This window comes from Microvirga antarctica (genome assembly GCF_017921815.1).
GTDB classification, from domain to species: Bacteria; Pseudomonadota; Alphaproteobacteria; order Rhizobiales; family Beijerinckiaceae; genus Microvirga; species Microvirga antarctica.
In genome coordinates this window covers 636,688-659,284 of the sequence record NZ_JAGEMM010000001.1, presented here as the reverse complement: position 1 = coordinate 659,284, position 22,597 = coordinate 636,688, and the positions used below count along the sequence as shown (strand labels likewise).

Here is a 22,597-nt window from a genome sequence, read left to right as displayed (position 1 = left end):
GGGGAGCACCCTCTCAGACCAAGAGATGGTCGGACTGTCGTCCGGCCATGACACCTTCGAGGTTTTAGGAGCTGGCGATGAATCAAGAGGTCATGAATCTTTTCAACCAAACGGCGCAGCCGCAGAGCTTCGATCAGATCAAAATCTCGATCGCGAGCCCTGAGAAGATTCTGTCCTGGTCTTACGGCGAAATCAAAAAGCCGGAGACCATCAACTACCGTACTTTCAAGCCCGAGCGCGACGGCTTGTTCTGTGCGCGTATTTTTGGACCCATCAAGGACTACGAATGCTTGTGCGGCAAGTACAAGCGGATGAAATACAAGGGCGTGATCTGCGAGAAGTGCGGCGTCGAAGTGACCCTTGCGCGCGTTCGTCGCGACCGCATGGGCCATATCGAACTGGCCGCGCCCGTCGCGCATATCTGGTTCCTCAAGTCCCTGCCGAGCCGCATCGGCCTTCTGCTCGACATGACGCTCAAGGATCTCGAGCGCATTCTCTATTTCGAATCCTACATCGTCGTGGATGCCGGCCTGTCTCCGCTCAAGGACCGTCAGCTGCTGTCCGAAGAGGAATATATCCGCGCTCAGGACGAGTTCGGTGAGGATTCCTTCACGGCCATGATCGGCGCGGAAGCGATCCGTCGCATCCTGCAGGAGCTCGACCTCGAGAAGGTCGCGGCCGACACGCGCGAAGAGATCGCCACCACGACCTCCGAGCTGAAGCCCAAGAAGCTGCTCAAGCGTCTCAAGATCATCGAGGCCTTCCTGATGTCCGGCAACAAGCCGGAATGGATGATCCTGACGGTCGTTCCGGTGATCCCGCCGGATCTGCGCCCGCTCGTTCCCCTGGATGGCGGCCGCTTCGCCACGTCCGACCTGAACGATCTCTACCGTCGCGTCATCAACCGCAACAACCGCCTCAAGCGGCTGATCGAATTGCGCGCGCCCGACATCATCATCCGCAACGAGAAGCGGATGCTGCAGGAAGCGGTCGACGCCCTGTTCGACAACGGCCGCCGCGGCCGCGTCATCACCGGCGCCAACAAGCGTCCGCTGAAGTCGCTCGCCGATATGCTCAAGGGCAAGCAGGGCCGGTTCCGCCAGAACCTGCTCGGCAAGCGCGTCGACTATTCCGGCCGCTCGGTCATCGTCGTCGGTCCTGAGCTGAAGCTGCACCAGTGCGGTCTGCCCAAGAAGATGGCGCTCGAGCTCTTCAAGCCGTTCATCTATGCCAAGCTCGACGCACGCGGCCTGTCGGCCACCGTCAAGCAGGCCAAGAAGCTCGTCGAGAAGGAGAAGCCGGAAGTCTGGGATATCCTCGACGAGGTCATCCGCGAGCATCCGGTTTTGCTCAACCGCGCGCCGACGCTTCACCGTCTGGGCATCCAGGCGTTCGAGCCCACCCTCATCGAGGGCAAGGCGATCCAGCTGCATCCGCTCGTCTGCGCCGCCTTCAATGCGGATTTCGACGGCGATCAGATGGCCGTCCACGTGCCGCTCTCCCTTGAGGCGCAGCTCGAAGCCCGCGTGCTGATGATGTCGACCAACAACATCCTGCACCCGGCGAACGGCCAGCCGATCATCGTTCCGTCGCAGGACATCGTCCTCGGCCTGTACTATCTCTCCATCGTGTCCGATGGGGAGCCTGGCCAGGGCAAGGCGTTCGCCGATATGGGCGAAATCGAACACGCGCTGCACGAGAAGGTCATCACGCTCCACACCAAGATCCGCTATCGCTGGGAAGGTCTTGGCGAGGATGGACAGCACGTCTCGAAGATCATCGAGACGACCGCCGGTCGCGTGATGCTCTCGAAGCTCGTGCCGTCGCATCCGGCGCTGCCCTTCGACGTCGTGAACAAGCTCATGACCAAGAAGGAGATCTCCAACATGATCGATGCCGTCTATCGGCATTGCGGTCAGAAGGAGTCGGTCATCTTCTGCGATCGCATCATGAAGCTCGGGTTCTACAACGCGTTCAAGGCCGGCATTTCGTTCGGCAAGGACGACATGGTGATCCCCGAGAACAAGTGGGAGATCGTCGACGAGACGCGCGCGCTCGCCAAGGATTACGAGCAGCAGTACCAGGACGGCCTGATCACGCAGGGCGAAAAGTACAACAAGGTCGTGGACGCCTGGGCCAAGTGCTCGGACCGTCTGGCGGGCGAAATGATGAACCGCATCTCCGCGGTCCATAAGGACGAGAACGGCCGCGATAAGCCGGTCAACTCGATCTACATGATGTCCCATTCCGGGGCGCGTGGTTCGCCGGCCCAGATGAAGCAGCTCGCAGCCATGCGTGGCCTGATGGCCAAGCCGTCGGGCGAGATCATCGAGACGCCGATCATCTCGAACTTCAAGGAAGGCCTCGACGTGCTCGAGTACTTCAACTCGACCCACGGCGCCCGCAAGGGTCTGGCCGATACTGCGCTCAAGACCGCGAACTCGGGTTATCTCACCCGTCGTCTCGTGGACGTTGCGCAGGATGCGGTCATCCGTGAGGACGATTGCGGTACTGAGCGCGGCATCCGCATGCGCGCCATCGTCGATGCCGGCCAGGTGGTCGCATCGCTCGGCTCGCGCATCCTTGGTCGTTCCACGGCCGAAGACCTCGTCAATATCGACGGTGAGGTCATCGTCGCGAAGGGCACGATGATCGAGGAGAAAGACCTCGAGGCGATTACTGCTGCCGGTATCCAGGAAGTGAAGATCCGTTCGGTTCTCGTCTGCGAGTCCAAGAACGGCGTCTGCGCCACCTGCTACGGTCGCGATCTGGCCCGCGGCACGCCGGTCAACCACGGCGAGGCTGTCGGCGTCATCGCCGCTCAGTCCATCGGCGAGCCGGGCACCCAGCTCACGATGCGCACCTTCCACATCGGTGGTGCGGCGCAGATCGCGGATTCGTCGTTCTTCGAGTCGAACTTCGAAGGTACGATCAGCTTCCGCAACAAGAACATCGCCCGCAACTCGGATGGCGACCTGATCGTGATGGGCCGCAACGTCGCGGTCGTCATCACCGGTCCGGACGGCGCCGAGCGCTCCGTCCACCGTCTGCAATACGGCTCGCGCCTGAAGGTCGACGAGGGCGACACCATCAAGCGCGGCCAGCGCATCGCCGAATGGGACCCCTATACCCGCCCGATCCTCACCGAAATCGACGGTGTGGTGGGCTACGAGGATCTCAACGACGGCGCGTCGATGATCGAGACGACAGACGAATCGACCGGCATCGCCAAGCGCGTGGTCATCGATTGGCGCAGCTCCGCCCGTACGGCGGACCTTCGTCCCGCGGTGACCATCGAAGGCAAGGGTGGCAAGATCGCCAAGCTTCCGCGCGGCAGCGATGCCCGCTACCTGCTGGCGGTGGATGCCATTCTGGCGGCCGATCCTGGCTCCAAGGTCAAGGCCGGCGACGTGATCGCCCGTGTCTCGACCGAGAGCGCCAAGACCCGCGACATCACGGGCGGCCTGCCGCGCGTGGCTGAGCTGTTCGAGGCGCGGCGTCCGAAGGATGCGGCCATCATTGCGGAGAAGTCCGGCACGATCCTGTTCGGCCGTGACTACAAGAACAAGCGTCGCCTGACGCTGACCCCGCACGATGGTTCGGAGCCTGTCGAGTACCTGATCCCGAAGGGCAAGCACATCCACTTGCAGGACGGCGACGTGGTGGAACTGGGCGACTTCATCGTGGACGGCAACCCGGCCCCGCACGACATCCTTGCCATCAAGGGCGTCGAGGAATTGGCTGCCTACCTCGTGAATGAGATCCAGGAGGTCTATCGACTCCAGGGCGTGCTGATCAACGACAAGCACATCGAAGTCATCGTTCGGCAGATGCTCCAGAAGGTGGAAATCACCGATGGCGGCGACACCGAGCTGATGACCGGCGAGCAGGTCGACCGGCTCGAAATGGAAGAGATCAACGAGCGCATGGTCGCCGAGAAGAAGAAGCCCGCCGTCGGCGCGCCGGTTCTTCTGGGCATCACCAAGGCGTCTCTCCAGACCCGCTCCTTCATCTCGGCGGCGTCCTTCCAGGAGACCACCCGCGTCCTCACCGAGGCGGCAGTCAACGGCAAGGTCGATACGCTGGAGGGGCTCAAGGAGAACGTGATCGTCGGCAGCCTCATCCCGGCCGGCACCGGCGCCATGAATGCTCAGATCAAGGCTGTGGCGGCACACCGCGACAAGCTGATCCTGCAGCAGAAGCGCGCCGAATCGAAGGTCCAGCTGAGCGAGCTGCCCCCGGCAGCCGAATAAGCTTCAGCCGCATCAACACCGAAAGGGCCGCCTCAGGGCGGCCTTTTCCATGAACGGGACGGCACGATGCGCCGTCGTCTCCTCTGGCATATGCTCCTGCCGCATCGGCAAGTGCACGGCGGCAAAGCCGGAGCAAGGCCGGTGAAATCGGCCTCAAGAGGCCCTTAGAACGTCGGGAATGGACCGCGAGAGCGCTCCGAAACCACCCGTCGCCTCTGCCAGGGCGCAGGAACAGCGGCGAGCCGCGCTTCTTGGCGGAATCGAGTTGACTTTTACCGACTCGGGGGCTAGAGAAACCAGACTTTCCGACGGGCCGTAGGTATCAAGCGAGTCGAAACGACTAGTTTCGACGGAGGCGACCTAAACGCTGTCGAACTCAAACCTTGACTGACAGACGTCAGATATAGGGCACGATTGCGGTTCGCCGTAATCCTCTGCAGGCACCGCGCTAAGGGCATTCTCGCCAATGGCGCGGCTTCGTTTTGTGCAAGCGTTTCCGCTTGCCGGGACGCCCTTGCGGCGTTCCACGTTGAAGACACGCAAAGCCACCATGGGGTGGCCGGTGAAAGAGGGCAGAGGATGCCAACGATCAGTCAGCTGATCCGCAAGCCGCGGACGGCGCAAAAGAGCCGGAATAAGGTTCCCGCGCTTGAGGCCTGCCCGCAGAAGCGGGGCGTGTGCACGCGCGTTTACACCACGACCCCGAAGAAGCCGAACTCGGCGCTTCGTAAGGTCGCCAAGGTTCGTTTGACCAATGGCTTCGAAGTCATCGGTTATATCCCGGGCGAGGGCCACAACCTTCAAGAGCACTCCGTGGTGATGATCCGCGGCGGCCGCGTGAAGGACCTTCCGGGTGTCCGTTATCACATCATTCGCGGCGTCCTCGACACGCAGGGTGTGAAAAACCGTAAGCAGCGTCGTTCGAAGTACGGCGCGAAGCGGCCGAAGTAAGCCGCAAAACTTATTATTGAGGTCGGAGCCAGCTCATGTCCCGCCGCCATAGCGCTGAAAAGCGCGAGATTATTCCGGACGCAAAGTTCGGCGATATCGTCGTCACCAAGTTCATGAATTCGATCATGTACGACGGCAAGAAGTCTGCTGCGGAAGGCATCGTTTACGGTGCGTTCGACATTATCGAGGGGCGCGCCAAGGCCAACCCGCTCGAAGTGTTCAAGCAGGCGCTCGACAACGTCGCTCCGGCGATCGAGGTTCGCTCCCGCCGTGTCGGCGGCGCGACCTATCAGGTCCCGGTCGAAGTTCGCATGGAGCGCCGCCAGGCGCTTGCCATTCGCTGGATCATCCAGGCAGCCCGCGGCCGTAATGACAAGACGATGGTCGATCGTCTGTCGGCCGAACTGCTCGATGCATCCAACAACCGCGGCAACGCGGTCAAGAAGCGCGAAGACACTCACCGGATGGCGGAAGCCAACCGCGCGTTCTCGCATTATCGCTGGTAACGGCTGGACCTTGAGGAACTAAGCGATGCCCCGCACGCATGCGATTCAGGACTACCGTAACTTCGGCATCATGGCCCACATTGATGCTGGCAAGACGACGACGACCGAGCGTATTCTTTATTACACCGGCAAGTCGCACAAGATCGGCGAAGTCCATGAAGGCGCTGCCACCATGGACTGGATGGAGCAGGAGCAGGAGCGTGGGATCACGATCACGTCCGCTGCCACCACCTGCATCTGGCGCGATCATCGTCTGAACATCATTGACACCCCCGGCCACGTGGACTTCACGATTGAAGTCGAGCGTTCGCTGCGCGTCCTCGACGGCGCAGTGTGCGTTCTCGATGGCAACCAGGGCGTCGAGCCGCAGACCGAGACCGTCTGGCGCCAGGCCGACAAGTACGATGTTCCGCGCATCGTGTTCGTCAACAAGATGGACAAGACCGGCGCAGACTTCTTCAAGTGCGTTGCCGACATCATCGACCGCGTTGCCGGCAAGCCCGTCTGCCTGCAGCTGCCGATCGGCTCGGAGAGCGATTTCCGCGGCGTCATCGACCTCATCAAGATGAAGGGGATCGTCTGGAACGGCGAGTCGCTGGGCGCGAACTACGAAGAAATCGAGGTTCCCGCCGAGTTGAAAGAGCAGGCGCTGGAATACCGCAGCAAGCTCATCGAAGCCGCCGTCGAAATGGACGACGAGGCGATGGTGGCTTATCTGGACGGCCAGGAGCCTGACGATGTGACCCTGCGTCGCCTCGTCCGCACCGCCGTGCAGCGCCGCGCTTTCCATCCTGTGCTGTGTGGTTCGGCCTTCAAGAACAAGGGCGTCCAGCCCCTGCTCGACGCAGTCGTGGATTTCCTGCCGTCCCCGGCAGACCGCGAAGGCATTGAAGGTCTCGACTTCAAGACCGAAGAGCCGATCCTGCGTCGTCCGACCGACGAGGACCCCTTCTCCATGCTCGCCTTCAAGATCATGGACGATCCCTTCGTCGGCACGATCACGTTCTGCCGCGTTTATTCGGGCAAGGTCGAGACGGGCGCTTCGCTCCTCAACTCCACCCGGGACAAGAAAGAGCGCGTCGGCCGCATGCTGCTCATGCATGCGAACAACCGTGAGGACATCAAGGAGGCTTTCGCCGGCGACATCGTCGCCCTCGCAGGCCTCAAGGAAGTCCGCACCGGCGACACGCTGTGCGATCCGCTGAAGGCCGTGATCCTCGAGAAGATGGAGTTCCCTGAACCCGTCATCGAGATCGCGATCGAGCCGAAGTCGAAGGCCGACCAGGAAAAGCTGGGTCTGGCTCTCGCCAAGCTCGCGGCGGAGGATCCGTCCTTCCGCGTGTCGACCGACCAGGAATCCGGCCAGACCATTCTCAAGGGCATGGGCGAACTCCACCTCGACATCAAGGTCGACATTCTGCGCCGCACCTACAAGGTCGACGCGAATATCGGCGCGCCGCAGGTTGCCTATCGCGAGACGATCACGAAGAAAGTCGAGATCGACTACACCCACAAGAAGCAGACCGGCGGTACCGGTCAGTTCGCTCGCGTCAAGCTGGTCATCCAGCCGAACGAGCAGGGTGCGGGCTTTGCCTTCGACTCGAAGGTCGTCGGTGGTTCGGTCCCGCGGGAATACATCCCCGGCGTCGAAAAGGGTCTCAACTCGGTCATCGGTTCCGGCGTGATCGCCGGCTTCCCGGTGGTCGACGTGAAGGTTGAGCTGATCGACGGCGCGTTCCACGAGGTCGACTCGTCGGCGCTCGCGTTCGAAATCGCGTCCCGTGCGGCGCTTCGTGAAGGTCTGCAGAAGGGCGGTTCCGTCCTACTCGAGCCGATCATGAAGGTCGAGGTCGTGACGCCGGAAGATTACACCGGCTCTGTGATCGGTGACTTGAATTCACGGCGTGGCCAGATTCAGGGCCAGGACATGCGCGGCAACGCGGTCGTCATCAACGCGATGGTGCCGCTGGCCAACATGTTCGGTTACGTGAACACCCTGCGTGGCATGAGCCAGGGCCGGGCAAACTACACGATGCAGTTCGACCACTACGAACAGGTGCCGTCGAACGTGGCTGCCGAGGTTCAGGCGAAATACGCCTGAGCCCACTCAAGCTAATATTTTTGGAATAAGGAACGGGTGCCACGATGGGCAAGGAAAAGTTTCAGCGGAACAAGCCGCACTGCAATATCGGGACGATTGGCCACGTTGACCATGGCAAGACGTCTTTGACGGCAGCGATCACGAAGATTCTGGCGGAGTCGGGCGGGGCGACGTTTACGGCGTACGACCAGATCGACAAGGCACCGGAAGAGAAGGCACGCGGGATCACGATCTCGACGGCTCACGTCGAGTATGAGACGGCCAACCGTCACTACGCGCACGTGGATTGCCCCGGTCACGCGGACTACGTGAAGAACATGATCACGGGTGCGGCGCAGATGGACGGCGCGATTCTGGTGGTGTCGTCGGCTGACGGCCCGATGCCGCAGACGCGCGAGCACATCCTTCTGGCGCGCCAGGTCGGCGTTCCGGCGCTTGTGGTGTTCATGAACAAGGTCGACATGGTCGACGACGCCGAGCTTCTCGAGCTTGTGGAGCTTGAGGTTCGCGAGCTTCTGTCGAAGTACGATTTCCCCGGGGACGACATCCCGATCGTGAAGGGCTCTGCTCTTTGCGCGCTGGAAGACCGTTCGCCGGAGCTGGGCCGCGAAGCGATCCTGAAGCTGATGGCTGAGGTGGATGCGTATATCCCGCAGCCGGAGCGTCCGATCGACCTTCCGTTCCTGATGCCGATCGAGGACGTGTTCTCGATTTCGGGTCGCGGCACGGTGGTGACGGGTCGCGTGGAGCGCGGCATCGTGAAGGTCGGCGAGGAAGTCGAGATCGTTGGCCTGAAGGACACGGTCAAGACGACGGTGACCGGCGTCGAGATGTTCCGCAAGCTTCTGGACCAGGGGCAGGCCGGCGACAACGTGGGCGTTCTTCTGCGCGGCACGAAGCGCGAGGACGTGGAGCGCGGTCAGGTCCTGTGCAAGCCGGGTTCGATCAAGCCGCACACGAAGTTCAAGGCCGAGGCCTACATCCTGACGAAGGAAGAAGGCGGCCGTCATACGCCGTTCTTCACGAACTACCGTCCTCAGTTCTACTTCCGCACGACGGACGTGACGGGCGTGGTGACGTTGCCTGAAGGCACCGAGATGGTGATGCCGGGCGACAACATCTCGATGGACGTTCAGCTGATCGTTCCGATCGCGATGGAAGAGAAGCTGCGCTTCGCCATCCGCGAAGGCGGCCGCACCGTCGGTGCAGGCGTCGTCGCGCAGGTCATGGATTAAGTTAGTGGATCGAAGAAGTCGGCCGGTTTCGGTCGGTCGACTCCTTTTTGAATAGGTCAAGCCATGAACCAGAATATTCGCATTCGCCTTAAGGCGTTCGACCACCGGATCCTCGACGCATCGACACGCGAAATCGTGTCGACTGCCAAGCGGACCGGCGCTCAGGTGCGCGGGCCTATTCCGCTGCCGACGCGTATCGAACGCTTTACGGTTCTTCGCTCGCCGCACATCGACAAGAAGTCGCGTGAGCAGTTCGAGATGCGCACTCACAAGCGTGTTCTCGATATCGTGGACCCCACACCCCAGACGGTGGACGCGCTGATGAAGCTCGACCTCGCCGCGGGCGTGGACGTGGAGATCAAGCTCTAAGCCTTTGGCTTGGAGCTTTCGGTAGGACACGCCGAGAGGATACGCACATGCGCTCAGGCGTCATTGCACAGAAGTTGGGGATGACTCGTATCTTTACGGATGCGGGTGAGCACGTCCCGGTTACGGTTCTGAAGGTCGATCACTGTCAGGTGGTTGCCCATCGGACGATGGACAAGAATGGCTACACGGCGCTGCAGGTCGGCGTCGGCAAGGCCAAGGTCAAGAACGTTTCGAAGGCAGAGCGTGGACGGTTCGCCGTCGCCAACGTCGAGCCGAAGCGCAAGATCGCGGAATTCCGCGTCTCCGAGGATGCAGTCATCCCGGTGGGCGCCGAAATCACCGCCGATCACTTCGTCGCCGGGCAGTTCGTGGACGTCACGGGCACCACGACGGGTAAGGGCTTCGCCGGCGGTATGAAGCGCTGGAACTTCGGCGGTCTTCGGGCTACCCACGGCGTGTCCGTGTCGCACCGTTCGATCGGTTCGACCGGTGGTCGTCAGGATCCCGGCAAGACCTTCAAGAACAAGAAGATGCCTGGTCACCTCGGTGCCGAGCGCGTCACGACGCAGAACCTGCGCGTGGTGTCGACCGACGTCGAGCGCGGTCTGATCCTGGTCGAGGGCGCCGTTCCCGGCGTCGCCGGCGGATGGATCTACATCCGTGACGCGGTGAAGCGGAAGCTTCCGACCGACGTGCCGATGCCCGGTTCGTTCCGGACGGGTGCGAACGGCGCTGCGCCGGCCGAGACGGCCCCGCAGGCTCAAGAGGAGAACGCGTGATGAAGCTTGATATCACCACGCTCGAAGGCGGCAGCGCCGGTTCGGTTGACCTGAACGAGGCCATTTTCGGTCTCGATCCGCGCTCGGACCTGCTGGCCCGCTGCGTTCGCTGGCAGCTCGCCAAGCGCCAGGCCGGCACGCATGCCACCAAGGGCCGTTCGGACATCAACCGCACGACCAAGAAGCTCTACAAGCAGAAGGGCACCGGCAACGCCCGCCACGGCGCCGCAAGCGCTCCCCAGTTCCGGGGTGGCGGTCGCGCCTTCGGTCCGGTCGTTCGCTCCCATGCGCATGATCTGCCCAAGAAGGTCCGCGCTCTGGCGTTGCGCCATGCGCTATCGTCCAAGGTCAAGGATGCGTCGCTCATCATCGTCGATGATGTGCAGCTGAAGGACCCGAAGACCAAGGGGCTCATCGAGCGCTTCGGCAAGATGGGATTGGGAAGTGCATTGATCATCGGCGGTGTCGAGATCGAGGCGAACTTCCAGCGGGCTGCTCGCAACATCCCGAACATCGACGTCCTGCCGGTGCAGGGCATCAACGTCTATGACATCCTCCGCCGCGAGAAACTCGTTCTCACGAAGGCGGCTGTCGATGCGCTGGAGGCGCGCTTCAAATGAGCCTGGACCCGCGCCACTACGATGTGATCGTGAGCCCGGTCATCACCGAGAAGGCCACGACCTTGTCCGATCAGAACAAGGTTGTGTTCAAGGTGAGCCCGACGGCCACGAAGCCGCAGATTAAAGAAGCGGTCGAGAAATTGTTCGACGTCAAGGTGAAGAGCGTCAATACGCTCGTCACCAAGGGCAAAGTGAAGATGTTCCGCGGGATGCGCGGTCGGCGGTCGGATGTGAAGAAGGCGGTTGTGACCCTCGAAGAGGGCCAAACCATCGACGTCACGACGGGCCTCTGAGCGGTTGAGAGAGTGATCCCATGGCTTTGAAGACTTTCAAACCAATCACCCCCGGCCTGCGCCAGCTGGTGATTGTCGATCGCAGCGAGCTCTACAAGGGCAAGCCGGTCAAATCGCTGACGGAGGGCAAGAGCTCCTCCGGCGGCCGTAACAATCTGGGTCGTGTCACCGTCCGCTTTCGCGGCGGCGGTCACAAGCGGACCCTGCGCAATGTCGACTTCAAGCGTCGCGGACGCATGGGCGATGCGGCGGTCGTGGACCGGATCGAGTACGATCCCAACCGCACCGCGTTCATCGCGCTGATCCGCTACGCCGATGGCGAGCTCGCCTACATCCTGGCCCCGCAGCGTCTTGCTGTCGGCGATCAGGTGTCGGCAGGCGAGCAGGTCGACATCAAGCCGGGCAACGCGATGCCGATCGGCAACATGCCGGTGGGCACGATCATCCACAACGTCGAGCTGAAGATCGGCCGCGGCGGCGCCATTGCCCGTTCGGCCGGCACCTACGCTCAGATCGTCGGTCGCGACCAGGGCTATGTCACGGTTCGCCTGAATTCCGGCGAGCAGCGTCTTGTGCACGGAAACTGCTTCGCCACCGTCGGCGCAGTGTCCAACCCCGACCACATGAATACGTCGTTGGGCAAGGCCGGCCGCAATCGTTGGCTCGGCAGGCGTCCGCATAACCGCGGCGTGACCATGAACCCGATCGATCACCCGCACGGTGGTGGTGAGGGTCGCACTTCGGGCGGTCGCCATCCGGTGACGCCGTGGGGCATTCCGACCAAGGGCAAGAAAACCCGTTCGAACAAGCGGACCGACCGTTTCATCGTGTCGAGCCGCCACGCGCGGAAGAAATAAGGACAGAGGCACGTCATGGCACGTTCGCTTTGGAAGGGCCCGTTTGTTGACGGCTACCTCCTCAAGAAGGCCGAGGCTGCCCGTGGTGCGGGCCGCAGCGAGGTCATCAAGATCTGGAGCCGTCGCTCCACGATCCTTCCGCAGTTTGTGGGCCTCACCTTTGGGGTCTACAACGGTCAGAAGCACATTCCCGTTTACGTGAGCGAGGAAATGGTCGGTCACAAGTTCGGCGAATTCTCGCCGACCCGGACCTTCCATGGCCATGCCGCGGACAAGAAGGCGAGGAGGAAGTAATGGGTAAGACCTCTACTCCCCGCGCGCTCAGCGACTCGGAGGCGAAAGCCGTCGCTCGCATGCTGCGTGTCAGCCCGCAGAAGCTCAACCTCGTTGCCCAGCTCATCCGCGGCAAGAAGGTTGGCACGGCGCTGGCCGATCTCGAGTTTTCGCGCAAGCGTATCGCGCGTGAAGTCAAGAAGTGCCTCGAGAGCGCCATCGCCAATGCCGAGAACAACCACAACCTCGATGTGGACGATCTCGTCGTCAGCCAGGCTTTCGTCGGCAAGGCGCTCGTCATGAAGCGCTTTCATGCTCGGGCCCGCGGCCGGGGCGCCCGTATCTTGAAGCCATTCGCGAACCTGACGATCGTGGTTCGTGAAGTCGCCGCGCAACAGCAGGCGTAAAGGAGAACCAGATGGGTCAGAAAGTTAACCCGATCGGTCTTCGGCTCGGCATCAACCGGACCTGGGACTCGCGCTGGTTCGCCGGCAAGGGCGAATATGCCAAGTTGCTGCATGAGGACATGGCGATCCGCGAAGCGCTGATGAAGCAGCTGAAGCAGGCCGCCGTTTCGAAGATTGTCATCGAGCGTCCGCACCGGAAGTGCCGCGTCACCATTCACTCGGGTCGTCCGGGCGTGGTGATCGGCAAGAAGGGCGCCGACATCGAGAAGCTGCGCAAGCTCGTCAACAAAATGACGAATGCCGATGTGGCCATCAACATCGTCGAAGTCCGCAAGCCGGAAGTCGATGCAACCCTGGTGGCCGATTCGATTGCCCAGCAGCTCGAGCGCCGCGTTGCGTTCCGCCGCGCCATGAAGCGCGCCGTTCAGTCGGCGATGCGTCTTGGAGCAGAGGGCATCCGGATCAATTGCGCGGGTCGTCTCGGCGGTGCCGAAATCGCCCGTCAGGAATGGTATCGCGAAGGTCGCGTTCCGCTGCATACCCTGCGGGCGGATGTCGATTACGGCACGGCGACGGCTTTCACGACCTATGGCACCTGCGGCATCAAGGTTTGGATCTTCAAGGGCGAAATCCTTGAGCACGACCCGATGGCGCAGGACAGGCGCATGAATGAAGAGGGAGGCCGCTCGGGTGGTCGCCGCGAGCAGGCGGCGTAAGCCCTAGAGGGGTCAGGAGAGGTTTGCCATGCTGCAACCGAAGAAAACCAAGTTCCGTAAGCAGTTCAAGGGCCGGATTTCCGGTACCGCGAAAGGTGGGACGGACCTCAATTTTGGCCAGTTCGGGCTGAAAGCGATGGAACCCGAGCGTGTCAACGCTCGTCAGATCGAAGCGGCTCGCCGCGCGATCACCCGCGCCATGAAGCGCGCGGGCCGCGTGTGGATCCGCATCTTCCCGGACGTGCCGGTTTCGTCGAAGCCGACTGAAGTCCGAATGGGTAAAGGCAAGGGCGCTCCCGAATTCTGGGCCGCTCGCGTCAAGCCCGGCCGTATCATGTTCGAGATCGACGGCGTGCCTGAGGACGTTGCCCGTGAGGCGCTGCGTCTGGGTGCGGCCAAGCTCCCGATCAAGGTGCGCTTCATCCAACGCATTGCAGAGTGAGGAGGGAATCATGAAGACAAAACAGAGAACCTCCGACATCAAGGCGATGTCGACGGACCAGCTGAGTGACGAGCTGCTGAACCTGAAGAAGGAGCAGTTCAACCTCCGCTTCCAGCGCGCGACCGGCCAGCTCGAAAACACCGGGCGAGTCACCGAAGTCCGCAGGGACATCGCACGCGTCAAGACGCAGCAGCGCCAAAAAACCGCTGCGGCGAAGGCTTAAAGGGGAACAAGATGCCAAAGCGCGTTTTGCAGGGCGTCGTTGTCAGCGACAAGCAGGACAAGACGGTCGTCGTGAAGGTGGAACGTCGTTTCACGCATCCGGTCATGAAGAAGACCGTGCGTCGGACGAAGAACTACCACGCTCACGATGAGAATAACGTTGCGAAGGTGGGCGACCAGGTTTCCATCGAGGAATCGAAGCCGCTCTCCAAGCTCAAGACCTGGGTGCTCTTGGAACAGGCCAAAGCGTAAGGCTTTTGGGCTGGGACTTGTCTAACGGGGGCGGCTCGTGTATACGGCCGCCTTTCTCGACAAGAAGGGCAGGGGACTGCAGATCCCCATCAGGCGTAGTCCGGGAAGGCAATCGTGCCTTGGCCCGGAAACCTGTCTGAAACAAAGGAAAGGATCAAAGCCATGATCCAGATGCAGACGAATCTGGACGTCGCCGACAATTCCGGCGCGCGTCGCGTGATGTGCATCAAGGTTCTCGGCGGTTCGAAGCGTAAATACGCTTCTGTCGGCGATATTATCGTCGTCTCCGTTAAAGAAGCCATCCCGCGCGGTCGCGTGAAGAAGGGCGACGTCATGAAGGCGGTCGTCGTTCGCACCGCCAAGGATATCCGTCGCGCCGACGGTTCGGTGATTCGGTTCGACCGGAACGCCGCCGTTCTGATCAACAATCAGAAGGAGCCGGTCGGCACGCGTATCTTCGGCCCCGTTCCCCGTGAACTGCGCGCCAAGAACCACATGAAAATCATCTCGCTTGCGCCGGAGGTGCTCTAATGGCCGCGAAGATCAAGAAGGGCGATAAGGTCGTCATTCTCGCTGGTCGCGACAAGGGTAAGACCGGTGAAGTCGTCCAGGTGATGCCCAAGGAAGAGCGTGCGCTCGTCCGCGGCATCAACCTCGTCAAGCGCCACCAGCGCCAGACGGGCGCGCAGGAGAGCGGCATCATCTCGAAAGAGGCGCCCCTGCACCTGTCGAACCTGGCATGTGCGGACCCGAAGGACGGCAAGCCGACCCGGGTTGGTTTCAAAGTTCTGGAGGACGGCCGCAAGGTTCGTTTCGCCAAGCGTTCGGGAGACCTGATCGATGGCTAAGGCCCAGGTGGACGGTTACACACCGCGCATGAAGCAGCACTACGAAGATGTAGTGCGCCCGGCGCTGATCGAAGAATTCGGCTACAAGAACCCCATGGAAGTGCCGACGATCACCAAGATCGTTCTCAACATGGGCGTGGGCGAGTCGACCGCGGATTCGAAGAAGGCCACCGTGGCCGCTGCGGATCTCGCGCTGATCGCCGGCCAGAAGCCGGTGATCACTAAGGCCCGTAAGGCGATCTCGCAGTTCAAGGTCCGCGAGAACATGCCGATCGGCGCCAAGGTGACGCTCCGCAAGACTCGCATGTTCGAGTTCATGGATCGTCTCGTGACGATCGCGCTTCCCCGCGTCCGCGATTTCAGGGGCCTGAACCCGAAGTCGTTCGACGGCCGCGGCAACTACGCGCTCGGCATCAAGGAGCACCTGGTGTTCCCTGAGATCAATTACGACAAGGCTGAGCAAGTCTGGGGTATGGACGTGGTCATCGCGACCTCGGCCAAGACCGACGACGAGGCCCGCGCACTCCTGCGCCACTTCAACTTCCCGTTCCGGCAGTGAGAACATCCGTTCTCAGACGCGGACACTGGAGAAATACAAATGGCTAAAAAAAGCGCTATCGAGAAGAACAAGCACCGTCGCGTGCTCGTGAAGAAATTCGCAGGTCGCCGCGAGCGCCTTCTGGCGATCGCGAACGACGAGGCGAGCTCCATGGAGGAGCGCTTCGACGCGCGCCTCAAGCTAGCGGAATTGCCGCGCAATTCCAGCCCGAGCCGCATTCGCAACCGTTGCGAAGTGACCGGCCGGCCGCGCGCGTTCTACCGCAAGCTCGGCATGTCCCGCATCGCTCTTCGCGAGCTCGGTTCCAAGGGCCTGATTCCAGGTCTTGTGAAGTCAAGCTGGTAAGGGAGAGCACCAATGATCAACGATCCGTTGGGCGATATGCTCACCCGTATCCGTAACGCGCAGATGCGTCGTCGCGGGACTGTTTCCACCCCCGGCTCGAAGCTTCGCGCCCGTGTCCTCGAGGTTCTCAAGACCGAGGGATATATCCGCGATTACTCGCAGACCGAGTTCGGCAATGGCCGCACCGAGTTTTCGATCGAGCTGAAGTACTACGACGGCCAGCCTGTGATCCGTTCGATCCAGCGCGTGTCCAAGCCCGGCCGGCGTGTTTACGCCTCCGTCGACGCCATGCCCCGCGTGGCTGACGGTCTGGGCATTACCATCCTGTCGACGCCGCAGGGTGTCATGGCCGATCATGAGGCTCGCGAGAAGAACGTGGGCGGCGAAGTGCTCTGCCAGGTCTTCTAAGACGCCCGTCTGGTTTTCCAGCAGGCACGTTTTTGGACGATTGAAGCATCGGCACAGAACCACGGAGATTCGAAAATGTCTCGAGTAGGCAAAAAGCCCGTCCCGGTTCCGTCAGGTGTGACGGCGACCGTCGAGGGTCAGAACGTCAAGATGAAGGGCACAAAGGGCGAGCTGTCGTTCCTGGTGCCGGATGAAGTTACGGTCGCGCTTGAGAATGGCGCCGTCGCGGTCAACCCGCGCGACGATTCCAAGACCGCGCGCGCCAAGTGGGGCATGTCCCGCGCGCAGCTTGCCAACCTTGCGGAAGGCGTCTCCAAGGGCTTCGAGAAGCGCCTGGAGATCAACGGCGTCGGCTACAAGGCCGCCGTTGCCGGCAAGATTCTCAAGCTGTCGCTCGGCTACAGCCACGATATCGATTACGAGATCCCGGCTGGTGTGACTATCGTCACGCCCAAGCCAACCGAAGTGATCGTGACGGGCACCGACAAGCAGAAAGTGGGTCAGGCAGCTGCTGAGATCCGCGATTATCGCGGCCCCGAACCCTATAAGGGCAAGGGCGTCAAGTATGCTGGCGAATTCATCTTCCGCAAGGAAGGCAAGAAGAAGTAAGGACGACGCATCATGGCTGAGAAACAAGGCGCTGAAGATCGCCGCAAGGCTCGTGTGCGCCGGGCGATCAAGAAAGCTGCTAACGGTCGCCCGCGCCTGTCGGTCTTCCGTTCTTCCAAGCAGATCTATGCGCAGATCATTGACGACGTTCGCGGCGTGACCCTGGCGTCCGCTTCGAGCGTCGAGAAGGACTTGCGCAGCTCGCTGAAGACCGGCGCCACCGTCGAGGCGGCCAAGGAAATCGGCAAGCTGGTGGCCGAGCGCGCGACGAAGGCTGGCGTGACCAAGGTCATCTTCGACCGGTCGGGCTACCTCTTCCACGGTCGCGTCAAGGCGCTGGCCGACGCAGCCCGCGAAGGCGGTCTGGATTTCTAAAGCGTTCGATCCCGGGCGCGGCGTTCCATTCGTGGGGCGTTGCATCGGGGTTGAGGCGTTTGCATTGGACGGGTTGTGAGCAATCCGGACGCGCACGACACGGCGGATCGATTTTTACAATCACCCTTAGCGAGCAGGCCCGCCGCCTGCGCAAGTGAGAGGTCTTATGGCTAGAGAACCAAGAGAACGCGATCGCGACGATCGCGACAGCGAATTCGTCGACCGGTTGGTGCACATCAACCGCGTGGCGAAGGTCGTGAAGGGCGGACGCCGCTTCGGCTTCGCCGCATTGGTCGTCGTCGGCGACCAGAAGGGCCGCGTCGGCTTCGGCCACGGCAAGGCCCGCGAAGTGCCTGAAGCGATCCGCAAGGCAACGGAAGCCGCAAAGCGCGGCCTGATCCGCGTTGCGCTCCGTGAGGGCCGCACCCTGCATCATGACGTGCAAGGCCGCCACGGCGCCGGCAAGGTCATCCTGCGGTCGGCTCCTCAGGGTACCGGCATCATCGCCGGCGGCCCGATGCGCGCCGTCTTCGAGACGCTCGGCATGCAGGACGTCGTCGCCAAGTCGCTCGGCTCGTCGAACCCCTACAACCTGGTTCGCGCCACCTTCGACGCGCTCAAGAACGAGGACAGCCCGCGTTCGGTCGCGGCGCGCCGTGGCCTCAAGGTCTCGACGCTCCAGGGTCGCCGCCGCGATGCATCCGATTCCGACGTCGTCGGCTCAGAAGCGTAAGGGAGGCTCATCATGGCGAAGAAGCCTGCCACAGCAGCAGCAACCACACTCACCGTTGAGCAGATCGGGTCTCCGATCCGCCGCGAGGGTTCCCAGCGCGAGACGCTGGTCGGCCTCAAGCTCAACAAGCTCCACCGGACCTCGACGCTTGCCGACACCCCTTCGGTGCGTGGCATGATCGCCAAGGTCAAGCATCTCGTTCGTGTCGTCTCCGACGACAAGAACGCGGCGCAGTGAGGAGATTGTCATGAAACTCAATGAAATTCGTGACAACGAAGGCGCCACCAAGAACCGCATGCGGGTCGGACGTGGCATCGGTTCGGGCAAGGGCAAGACCGGCGGCCGCGGCGTCAAGGGTCAGACCTCGCGCTCCGGCGTCGCCATCAAGGGCTTCGAGGGCGGCCAGATGCCGTTGCATCGTCGCCTGCCCAAGCGCGGCTTCAACAACATCAACACCCGTGATCTCAACGAGGTCAATGTCGGGCGCATCCAGCAGGCGATCGAAGCCGGTAAGCTCGACAAGGGCGCAACCGTCACCGTCGAGACCCTGGTGGCGGCCGGCGTGGTGTCCAAGCCGCGCGACGGCGTGAAGATCCTCGGTGTCGGTGCTTTGACGACCAAGCTCGCGTTCGAGGTCTTCGGAGCGTCCAAATCGGCCGTCGAAGCGATCGAGAAGGCGGGTGGCTCGGTTTCCCTTTTGGGCACCGTTGCAGAGGCGTGAGCCTGCTCCCACATTGATCAAGATCCAAGCGGCGGCCCGCGTCTGATTGCGCGGCCGCCGTTTTCGTGATGGTCATCACGTATCCAGAACTTCGGGGACGACACCATGGCTTCAGCAGCCGAACAACTTGCCGCCAACATCAACTTCGGTTCGATCGCCAAAGCGGAGGAGCTGAAGAAGCGGATCTGGTTCACCCTCGGTGCGCTCATCGTCTACCGTCTCGGCACTTATATCCCGCTTCCCGGCATCGATCCCGAGGCCCTTCGCCAGAGCTTTCAGGGCGCAAGCGGCGGCGTGCTCGGCCTCTTCAACATGTTTTCCGGCGGCGCGGTCGAGCGCATGGCGATTTTCGCCCTCAACATCATGCCGTATATCTCGGCCTCGATCATCGTCCAGCTGCTGACCTCCGTCCTGCCGTCGCTGGAGGCCCTCAAGAAGGAGGGTGAATCCGGCCGCAAGATCCTCAACCAATACACCCGCTACCTTACCGTTGTGCTGGCCGTCTTCCAGTCCTGGGGCATTGCGGTCGGCCTCCAGAGTTCGGGCACCATCGTCCTGTCGCCCGGGCCTTTCTTCCTGATTTCCTCGGTGATCACGCTGACCGGCGGCACCCTGTTCCTGATGTGGCTGGGCGAGCAGATCACGTCGCGGGGCATCGGCAACGGCACCTCGCTCATCATCTTCGCGGGCATCGTGGCGAACCTGCCGACCGCCATCGCCGGCACGCTCGAACTCGGCCGCCAGGGCGCGATCTCGACCGGTCTGATCATCGGCGTGATCGTGATGATCGCGGCGATCATCTACTTCGTGGTGTTCATGGAGCGGGCCCAGCGCCGGCTGCTGATCAATTATCCGAAGCGCCAGGTCGGCAACAAGCTCTATGAGGGGCAGACCTCGTTCCTGCCGCTCAAGCTGAACACCGCAGGCGTCATCCCGCCGATCTTCGCGTCCTCGCTCCTGTTGCTGCCGGCCACCATCGCCAGCTTCCAGGCCTCGTCCGACGGGACGGGCTGGATTGCCATGATGACGACCTATCTGGGTCACGGGCGGCCGCTCTACATGCTGCTTTACGCAGCGCTGATCGTGTTTTTTGCGTTCTTCTACACGGCCATCGTGTTCAACCCGACCGAGACCGCCGATAACCTCAAGAAGCAGGGCGGCTTCATCCCGGGCATTCGGCCCGGTGAGCGGACGGCGGACTATATCGATCAGGTGTTGACTCGCATTACCGTGATCGGTGCAGCATACTTGGTGATCATCTGTCTGATTCCAGAGATCCTGGTGTCCTACGCGGCGCTGCCCTTCTACTTCGGCGGCACGTCGCTCCTGATCGTCGTGTCCGTGACCATGGACACGGTGGCCCAGGTGCACGGGCATCTCATGGCGCATCAGTACGAGGGCCTCGTCAAGAAGGCCAAGCTCAAGGGCGCGCGGCGCCGCTGACCATGAGGCGGCAGGTCCGGGATCCGGTCTGCGCCATGACGGGCGGCACAACAATTTGGGGCCGGGGGCAGCTGATTGAGCGCTGAGCCCGGGCTCCACGAGACGACCTGCGGCCGCTGGGCCGCAGGCTCGACGAAGTCAGGGGGACGTCGATGAGAATGATTCTGCTCGGGCCGCCGGGGGCCGGTAAAGGCACCCAGGCTGTACGCCTTGTCGAGCGACTGGGGATCCCCCAGCTCTCGACCGGCGATATGCTCCGCGCAGCGGTTGCAGCCGGGACGCCGGTCGGCGTCAAGGCGAAGGAGATCATGGATCGGGGCGATCTCGTCTCCGACGACGTGGTCATCGGCATCATCGCGGAGCGGATTGGCGAGCCGGATGCCCGCAACGGATTCATCCTCGACGGCTTTCCCCGCACGGTTGCCCAAGCCGACGCCTTCGACAAGACGCTGGCGTCCAAGGGCCTGAAGCTCGATGCGGTCATCGAATTCAAGGTGAACGAGCAGGAACTGGTCGACCGCATCGTCCGGCGCGCCGCCGAGACCGAGGCCCGGGGCGAGCCCGTCCGCAAGGACGATAACCCGGACGTCTTCAAGACCCGCCTCGAGGCCTTCCGCACGCAGACCGCGCCGCTCTCGGCCTATTACGCCAGCAAGGGCTCACTCAAGACCGTCGACGGCATGCGCCCGATCGACGAGGTGACGGCAGCCATCAAGGATATTCTGGGGCGATAGGGCAGGGTCTTTTCCGCGGGGGAGGTGCGCAACGCAGGCGTGCTTCCTCGCGCGGACGCAAGGTGTGTTGATCTCTGTCAGCAGAACGACCTCTCCGTCGCATTCCTTATTCGGCGGCAGGCGTTCGTTGCAGGCCGCCGACGGATTGTCGCCGACCGAGGCCCGGGGCGAGCCCGTCCGCAAGGACGATAACCCGGACGTCTTCAAGGCCCGCCTCGAGGCCTTCCGCACGCAGACCGCGCCGCTCTCGGCCTATTACGCCAGCAAGGGCTCGCTCAAGACTGTCGACGGCATGCGCCCGATCGATGAGGTGACGGCGGCCATCAAGGACATCCTGGGACGCTAGGGCAGGGGCTTTTCCGCGGGGGAGGTGTGCAACGCAGGCGCTTCCTCGCGCGGGTGCAGGCCGTGTTGATCTCTGTCAGCAGAACGACCTCTCCGTCGCATTCCCCCTTCGGCGGCAGGGTTCGTTGCAGGCCGCCGACAGCTTGTCGCCGATTGACCAGGACGGCGGCCGTCCGGGACATTCTAAGACGAGAGGGCAGGCAAAGCTGCAGAAGGCAGGCGAGCCATTAAAAGCGCGCTCACCTCTCACTGGAAAAGCAGCCGCGCCTTCTCCCGGTCCGGTATCGACAAACTCAGCTATCCGTCAGATTCCTTGTCATACCCGATGAGCATGTCGCGAATGATTTTGGTCACCGGAAAGCCGTATCCCTGATGGGGGTCGACCCATCTGAGCCTCCCGGTCTTATGGTAGTCGCTGGCGTACAGGCTGCTGCCGATGCCCTGGGTCGCGAGCACAAGGGCCTGAGCGGAATCAATGCCGTAGATGGTTCGCGCGTCGATGCCGTTGGGCCAACCGATCGTGTAACGGCAGCCCCAGTCCTGATCCGTCTTCACCGGGGCGAAGACACACACAGGGACGGCGACGACGGCTCCCGTGTCCGTGACGAATTCGAGCTCCCTTGTGGCGATCAGCATTCTGACGCTCAATCGTTCGGTGCCGGGGGGTGGTCGACGGTCACTTCGGTTGCCCTTCGCTGACCGCATCGGGCCGCTTCGCCGTCACGCGTGAAACCACCCCTGGATGACAGTACGGGCCCCCTCAAAGTCTCATTGAAGGTGCATTGCCCGTCTCTTACGCGCGTCACTGAGCTTGGTGATGTCAGGCCCTTTTGGCTCGCGGCCACCACCATCAGCCTCCGTGGCGCGCCAAAGTGGACCCGCATCAATACGCCCGACGCTTTGCGGTGAGGCGAAGGTGAGCTTGGGCTCATCGGCGTGCGTGGAGGACCTGAGGTTCCGTGACCGATGGCCTGCCCACAGACGTTTGACTGAGCACGGGAAGGTGTTTGATAGAGGACGGGAGGGCCTATGACGGAGGACGGGAAGGTCCTGGAAGGGCAAGCGTCTGGTGGTGGCGATTTGAACATTAGGCATGCCAAGCTCCTCTCGAACCAAGAAATGCAACATCATCCACAATAGGCATATTGTCAAGAACGAAAACGGAACGTGCGTTTCGAGGGTGTGAGAGTTACGATCGGAT

Annotated in this window: 29 protein-coding genes and 1 pseudogene; 29 read left to right on the top strand and 1 reads right to left on the bottom strand. The window is 62.1% G+C overall.

The genetic code is table 11. From position 1 onward, the window contains the following. The first annotated feature begins 77 nt into the window (after positions 1–77). The 29 genes and pseudogenes from rpoC to J4G32_RS03115 all read left to right on the top strand — a co-directional run. Complete coding sequence (gene rpoC, locus J4G32_RS03255) at positions 78–4,253, top strand: DNA-directed RNA polymerase subunit beta' (RefSeq protein ID WP_210484428.1); 4,176 nt, start codon at positions 78–80, stop codon at positions 4,251–4,253. Between the two features lie 579 nt (positions 4,254–4,832). Next, complete coding sequence (gene rpsL / locus J4G32_RS03250) at positions 4,833–5,204, top strand: 30S ribosomal protein S12 (protein WP_114189441.1); 372 nt, start codon at positions 4,833–4,835, stop codon at positions 5,202–5,204. Positions 5,205–5,239: 35 nt separating this feature from the next. Continuing rightward, the gene (gene rpsG, locus J4G32_RS03245; protein WP_150948206.1) at positions 5,240–5,710 is read left to right on the top strand and encodes a 30S ribosomal protein S7; all 471 of its coding nucleotides are present in this window, start codon (positions 5,240–5,242) and stop codon (positions 5,708–5,710) included. A gap of 25 nt (positions 5,711–5,735) precedes the next feature. After that, positions 5,736–7,811, top strand: a complete 2,076-nt coding sequence (gene fusA / locus J4G32_RS03240; RefSeq protein WP_210484427.1) for an elongation factor G — start codon at positions 5,736–5,738, stop codon at positions 7,809–7,811. Between the two features lie 44 nt (positions 7,812–7,855). Then, positions 7,856–9,046 carry an elongation factor Tu gene (tuf, locus tag J4G32_RS03235; protein ID WP_210484426.1) on the top strand — a complete coding sequence of 397 codons (1,191 nt, stop codon included), beginning with the start codon at positions 7,856–7,858 and terminating at the stop codon, positions 9,044–9,046. A 63-nt stretch (positions 9,047–9,109) separates the two neighbouring features. Next, complete coding sequence (gene rpsJ, locus J4G32_RS03230) at positions 9,110–9,415, top strand: 30S ribosomal protein S10 (RefSeq protein ID WP_150948393.1); 306 nt, start codon at positions 9,110–9,112, stop codon at positions 9,413–9,415. A 47-nt stretch (positions 9,416–9,462) separates the two neighbouring features. After that, a complete protein-coding gene (gene rplC, locus J4G32_RS03225) occupies positions 9,463–10,194 on the top strand; it encodes a 50S ribosomal protein L3 (protein ID WP_210484425.1) in 732 nt (243 codons plus the stop codon). Continuing rightward, a complete protein-coding gene (gene rplD, locus J4G32_RS03220; protein WP_210484424.1) occupies positions 10,194–10,814 on the top strand; it encodes a 50S ribosomal protein L4 in 621 nt (206 codons plus the stop codon). The genes rplC and rplD overlap by 1 nt, the downstream gene beginning before the upstream one ends. Beyond that, positions 10,811–11,107, top strand: coding sequence for a 50S ribosomal protein L23 (locus J4G32_RS03215; protein WP_210484423.1), 297 nt, complete (start codon positions 10,811–10,813; stop codon positions 11,105–11,107). Before rplD ends, J4G32_RS03215 begins: the two co-directional genes overlap by 4 nt. A 20-nt stretch (positions 11,108–11,127) precedes the next feature. Beyond that, entirely contained in the window at positions 11,128–11,964 is an 837-nt protein-coding gene (rplB, locus tag J4G32_RS03210) for a 50S ribosomal protein L2 (protein ID WP_210484422.1), read from the top strand. A 15-nt stretch (positions 11,965–11,979) separates the two neighbouring features. Next, entirely contained in the window at positions 11,980–12,258 is a 279-nt protein-coding gene (gene rpsS, locus J4G32_RS03205; RefSeq protein WP_150948377.1) for a 30S ribosomal protein S19, read from the top strand. Continuing rightward, positions 12,258–12,644, top strand: coding sequence for a 50S ribosomal protein L22 (gene rplV / locus J4G32_RS03200; RefSeq protein WP_210484421.1), 387 nt, complete (start codon positions 12,258–12,260; stop codon positions 12,642–12,644). Before rpsS ends, rplV begins: the two co-directional genes overlap by 1 nt. Before the next feature lie 11 nt (positions 12,645–12,655). After that, positions 12,656–13,360: a 30S ribosomal protein S3 gene (gene rpsC / locus J4G32_RS03195; RefSeq protein ID WP_210484420.1), complete on the top strand. Its 705-nt coding sequence runs from the start codon at positions 12,656–12,658 to the stop codon at positions 13,358–13,360. Positions 13,361–13,388: 28 nt separating this feature from the next. Further along, entirely contained in the window at positions 13,389–13,802 is a 414-nt protein-coding gene (gene rplP, locus J4G32_RS03190; protein ID WP_210484412.1) for a 50S ribosomal protein L16, read from the top strand. A gap of 10 nt (positions 13,803–13,812) precedes the next feature. Next, positions 13,813–14,025 carry a 50S ribosomal protein L29 gene (gene rpmC, locus J4G32_RS03185; RefSeq protein WP_210484410.1) on the top strand — a complete coding sequence of 71 codons (213 nt, stop codon included), beginning with the start codon at positions 13,813–13,815 and terminating at the stop codon, positions 14,023–14,025. Positions 14,026–14,036: 11 nt separating this feature from the next. Further along, positions 14,037–14,276: a 30S ribosomal protein S17 gene (rpsQ, locus tag J4G32_RS03180; RefSeq protein WP_210484408.1), complete on the top strand. Its 240-nt coding sequence runs from the start codon at positions 14,037–14,039 to the stop codon at positions 14,274–14,276. A gap of 162 nt (positions 14,277–14,438) precedes the next feature. Next, positions 14,439–14,807 (top strand): 50S ribosomal protein L14, encoded by a 369-nt coding sequence (rplN, locus tag J4G32_RS03175; protein ID WP_009764309.1) that lies wholly within the window; start codon positions 14,439–14,441, stop codon positions 14,805–14,807. Continuing rightward, positions 14,807–15,124, top strand: coding sequence for a 50S ribosomal protein L24 (gene rplX, locus J4G32_RS03170; protein ID WP_210484406.1), 318 nt, complete (start codon positions 14,807–14,809; stop codon positions 15,122–15,124). The genes rplN and rplX overlap by 1 nt, the downstream gene beginning before the upstream one ends. Beyond that, a complete protein-coding gene (gene rplE, locus J4G32_RS03165) occupies positions 15,117–15,683 on the top strand; it encodes a 50S ribosomal protein L5 (protein ID WP_210484397.1) in 567 nt (188 codons plus the stop codon). The genes rplX and rplE overlap by 8 nt, the downstream gene beginning before the upstream one ends. Before the next feature lie 39 nt (positions 15,684–15,722). Continuing rightward, the gene (rpsN, locus tag J4G32_RS03160; RefSeq protein WP_210484389.1) at positions 15,723–16,028 is read left to right on the top strand and encodes a 30S ribosomal protein S14; all 306 of its coding nucleotides are present in this window, start codon (positions 15,723–15,725) and stop codon (positions 16,026–16,028) included. Between the two features lie 12 nt (positions 16,029–16,040). Continuing rightward, complete coding sequence (gene rpsH, locus J4G32_RS03155) at positions 16,041–16,436, top strand: 30S ribosomal protein S8 (RefSeq protein ID WP_150948344.1); 396 nt, start codon at positions 16,041–16,043, stop codon at positions 16,434–16,436. A 75-nt stretch (positions 16,437–16,511) separates the two neighbouring features. Further along, the gene (rplF, locus tag J4G32_RS03150; RefSeq protein ID WP_210484388.1) at positions 16,512–17,045 is read left to right on the top strand and encodes a 50S ribosomal protein L6; all 534 of its coding nucleotides are present in this window, start codon (positions 16,512–16,514) and stop codon (positions 17,043–17,045) included. Positions 17,046–17,057: 12 nt separating this feature from the next. Continuing rightward, on the top strand, positions 17,058–17,420 hold the full coding sequence (rplR, locus tag J4G32_RS03145) for a 50S ribosomal protein L18 (RefSeq protein WP_210484386.1): 363 nt from the start codon (positions 17,058–17,060) through the stop codon (positions 17,418–17,420). A 166-nt stretch (positions 17,421–17,586) separates the two neighbouring features. Further along, complete coding sequence (gene rpsE, locus J4G32_RS03140) at positions 17,587–18,153, top strand: 30S ribosomal protein S5 (RefSeq protein WP_210484384.1); 567 nt, start codon at positions 17,587–17,589, stop codon at positions 18,151–18,153. 12 nt (positions 18,154–18,165) lie between these two features. Further along, entirely contained in the window at positions 18,166–18,390 is a 225-nt protein-coding gene (gene rpmD, locus J4G32_RS03135; protein ID WP_210484382.1) for a 50S ribosomal protein L30, read from the top strand. Positions 18,391–18,400: 10 nt separating this feature from the next. After that, entirely contained in the window at positions 18,401–18,874 is a 474-nt protein-coding gene (rplO, locus tag J4G32_RS03130) for a 50S ribosomal protein L15 (protein WP_210484380.1), read from the top strand. Between the two features lie 105 nt (positions 18,875–18,979). Next, the gene (secY, locus tag J4G32_RS03125; protein ID WP_210484378.1) at positions 18,980–20,317 is read left to right on the top strand and encodes a preprotein translocase subunit SecY; all 1,338 of its coding nucleotides are present in this window, start codon (positions 18,980–18,982) and stop codon (positions 20,315–20,317) included. 152 nt (positions 20,318–20,469) lie between these two features. Further along, positions 20,470–21,051: an adenylate kinase gene (locus tag J4G32_RS03120; RefSeq protein WP_210484376.1), complete on the top strand. Its 582-nt coding sequence runs from the start codon at positions 20,470–20,472 to the stop codon at positions 21,049–21,051. 154 nt (positions 21,052–21,205) lie between these two features. Continuing rightward, positions 21,206–21,397 (top strand): annotated as a pseudogene (locus J4G32_RS03115) (adenylate kinase); the annotation flags it as partial. Between the two features lie 296 nt (positions 21,398–21,693). Here J4G32_RS03115 and J4G32_RS03110 read toward each other — a convergent pair. Continuing rightward, entirely contained in the window at positions 21,694–22,032 is a 339-nt protein-coding gene (locus J4G32_RS03110) for a DUF6968 family protein (protein ID WP_210484374.1), read from the bottom strand. Positions 22,033–22,597: the final 565 nt, after the last annotated feature.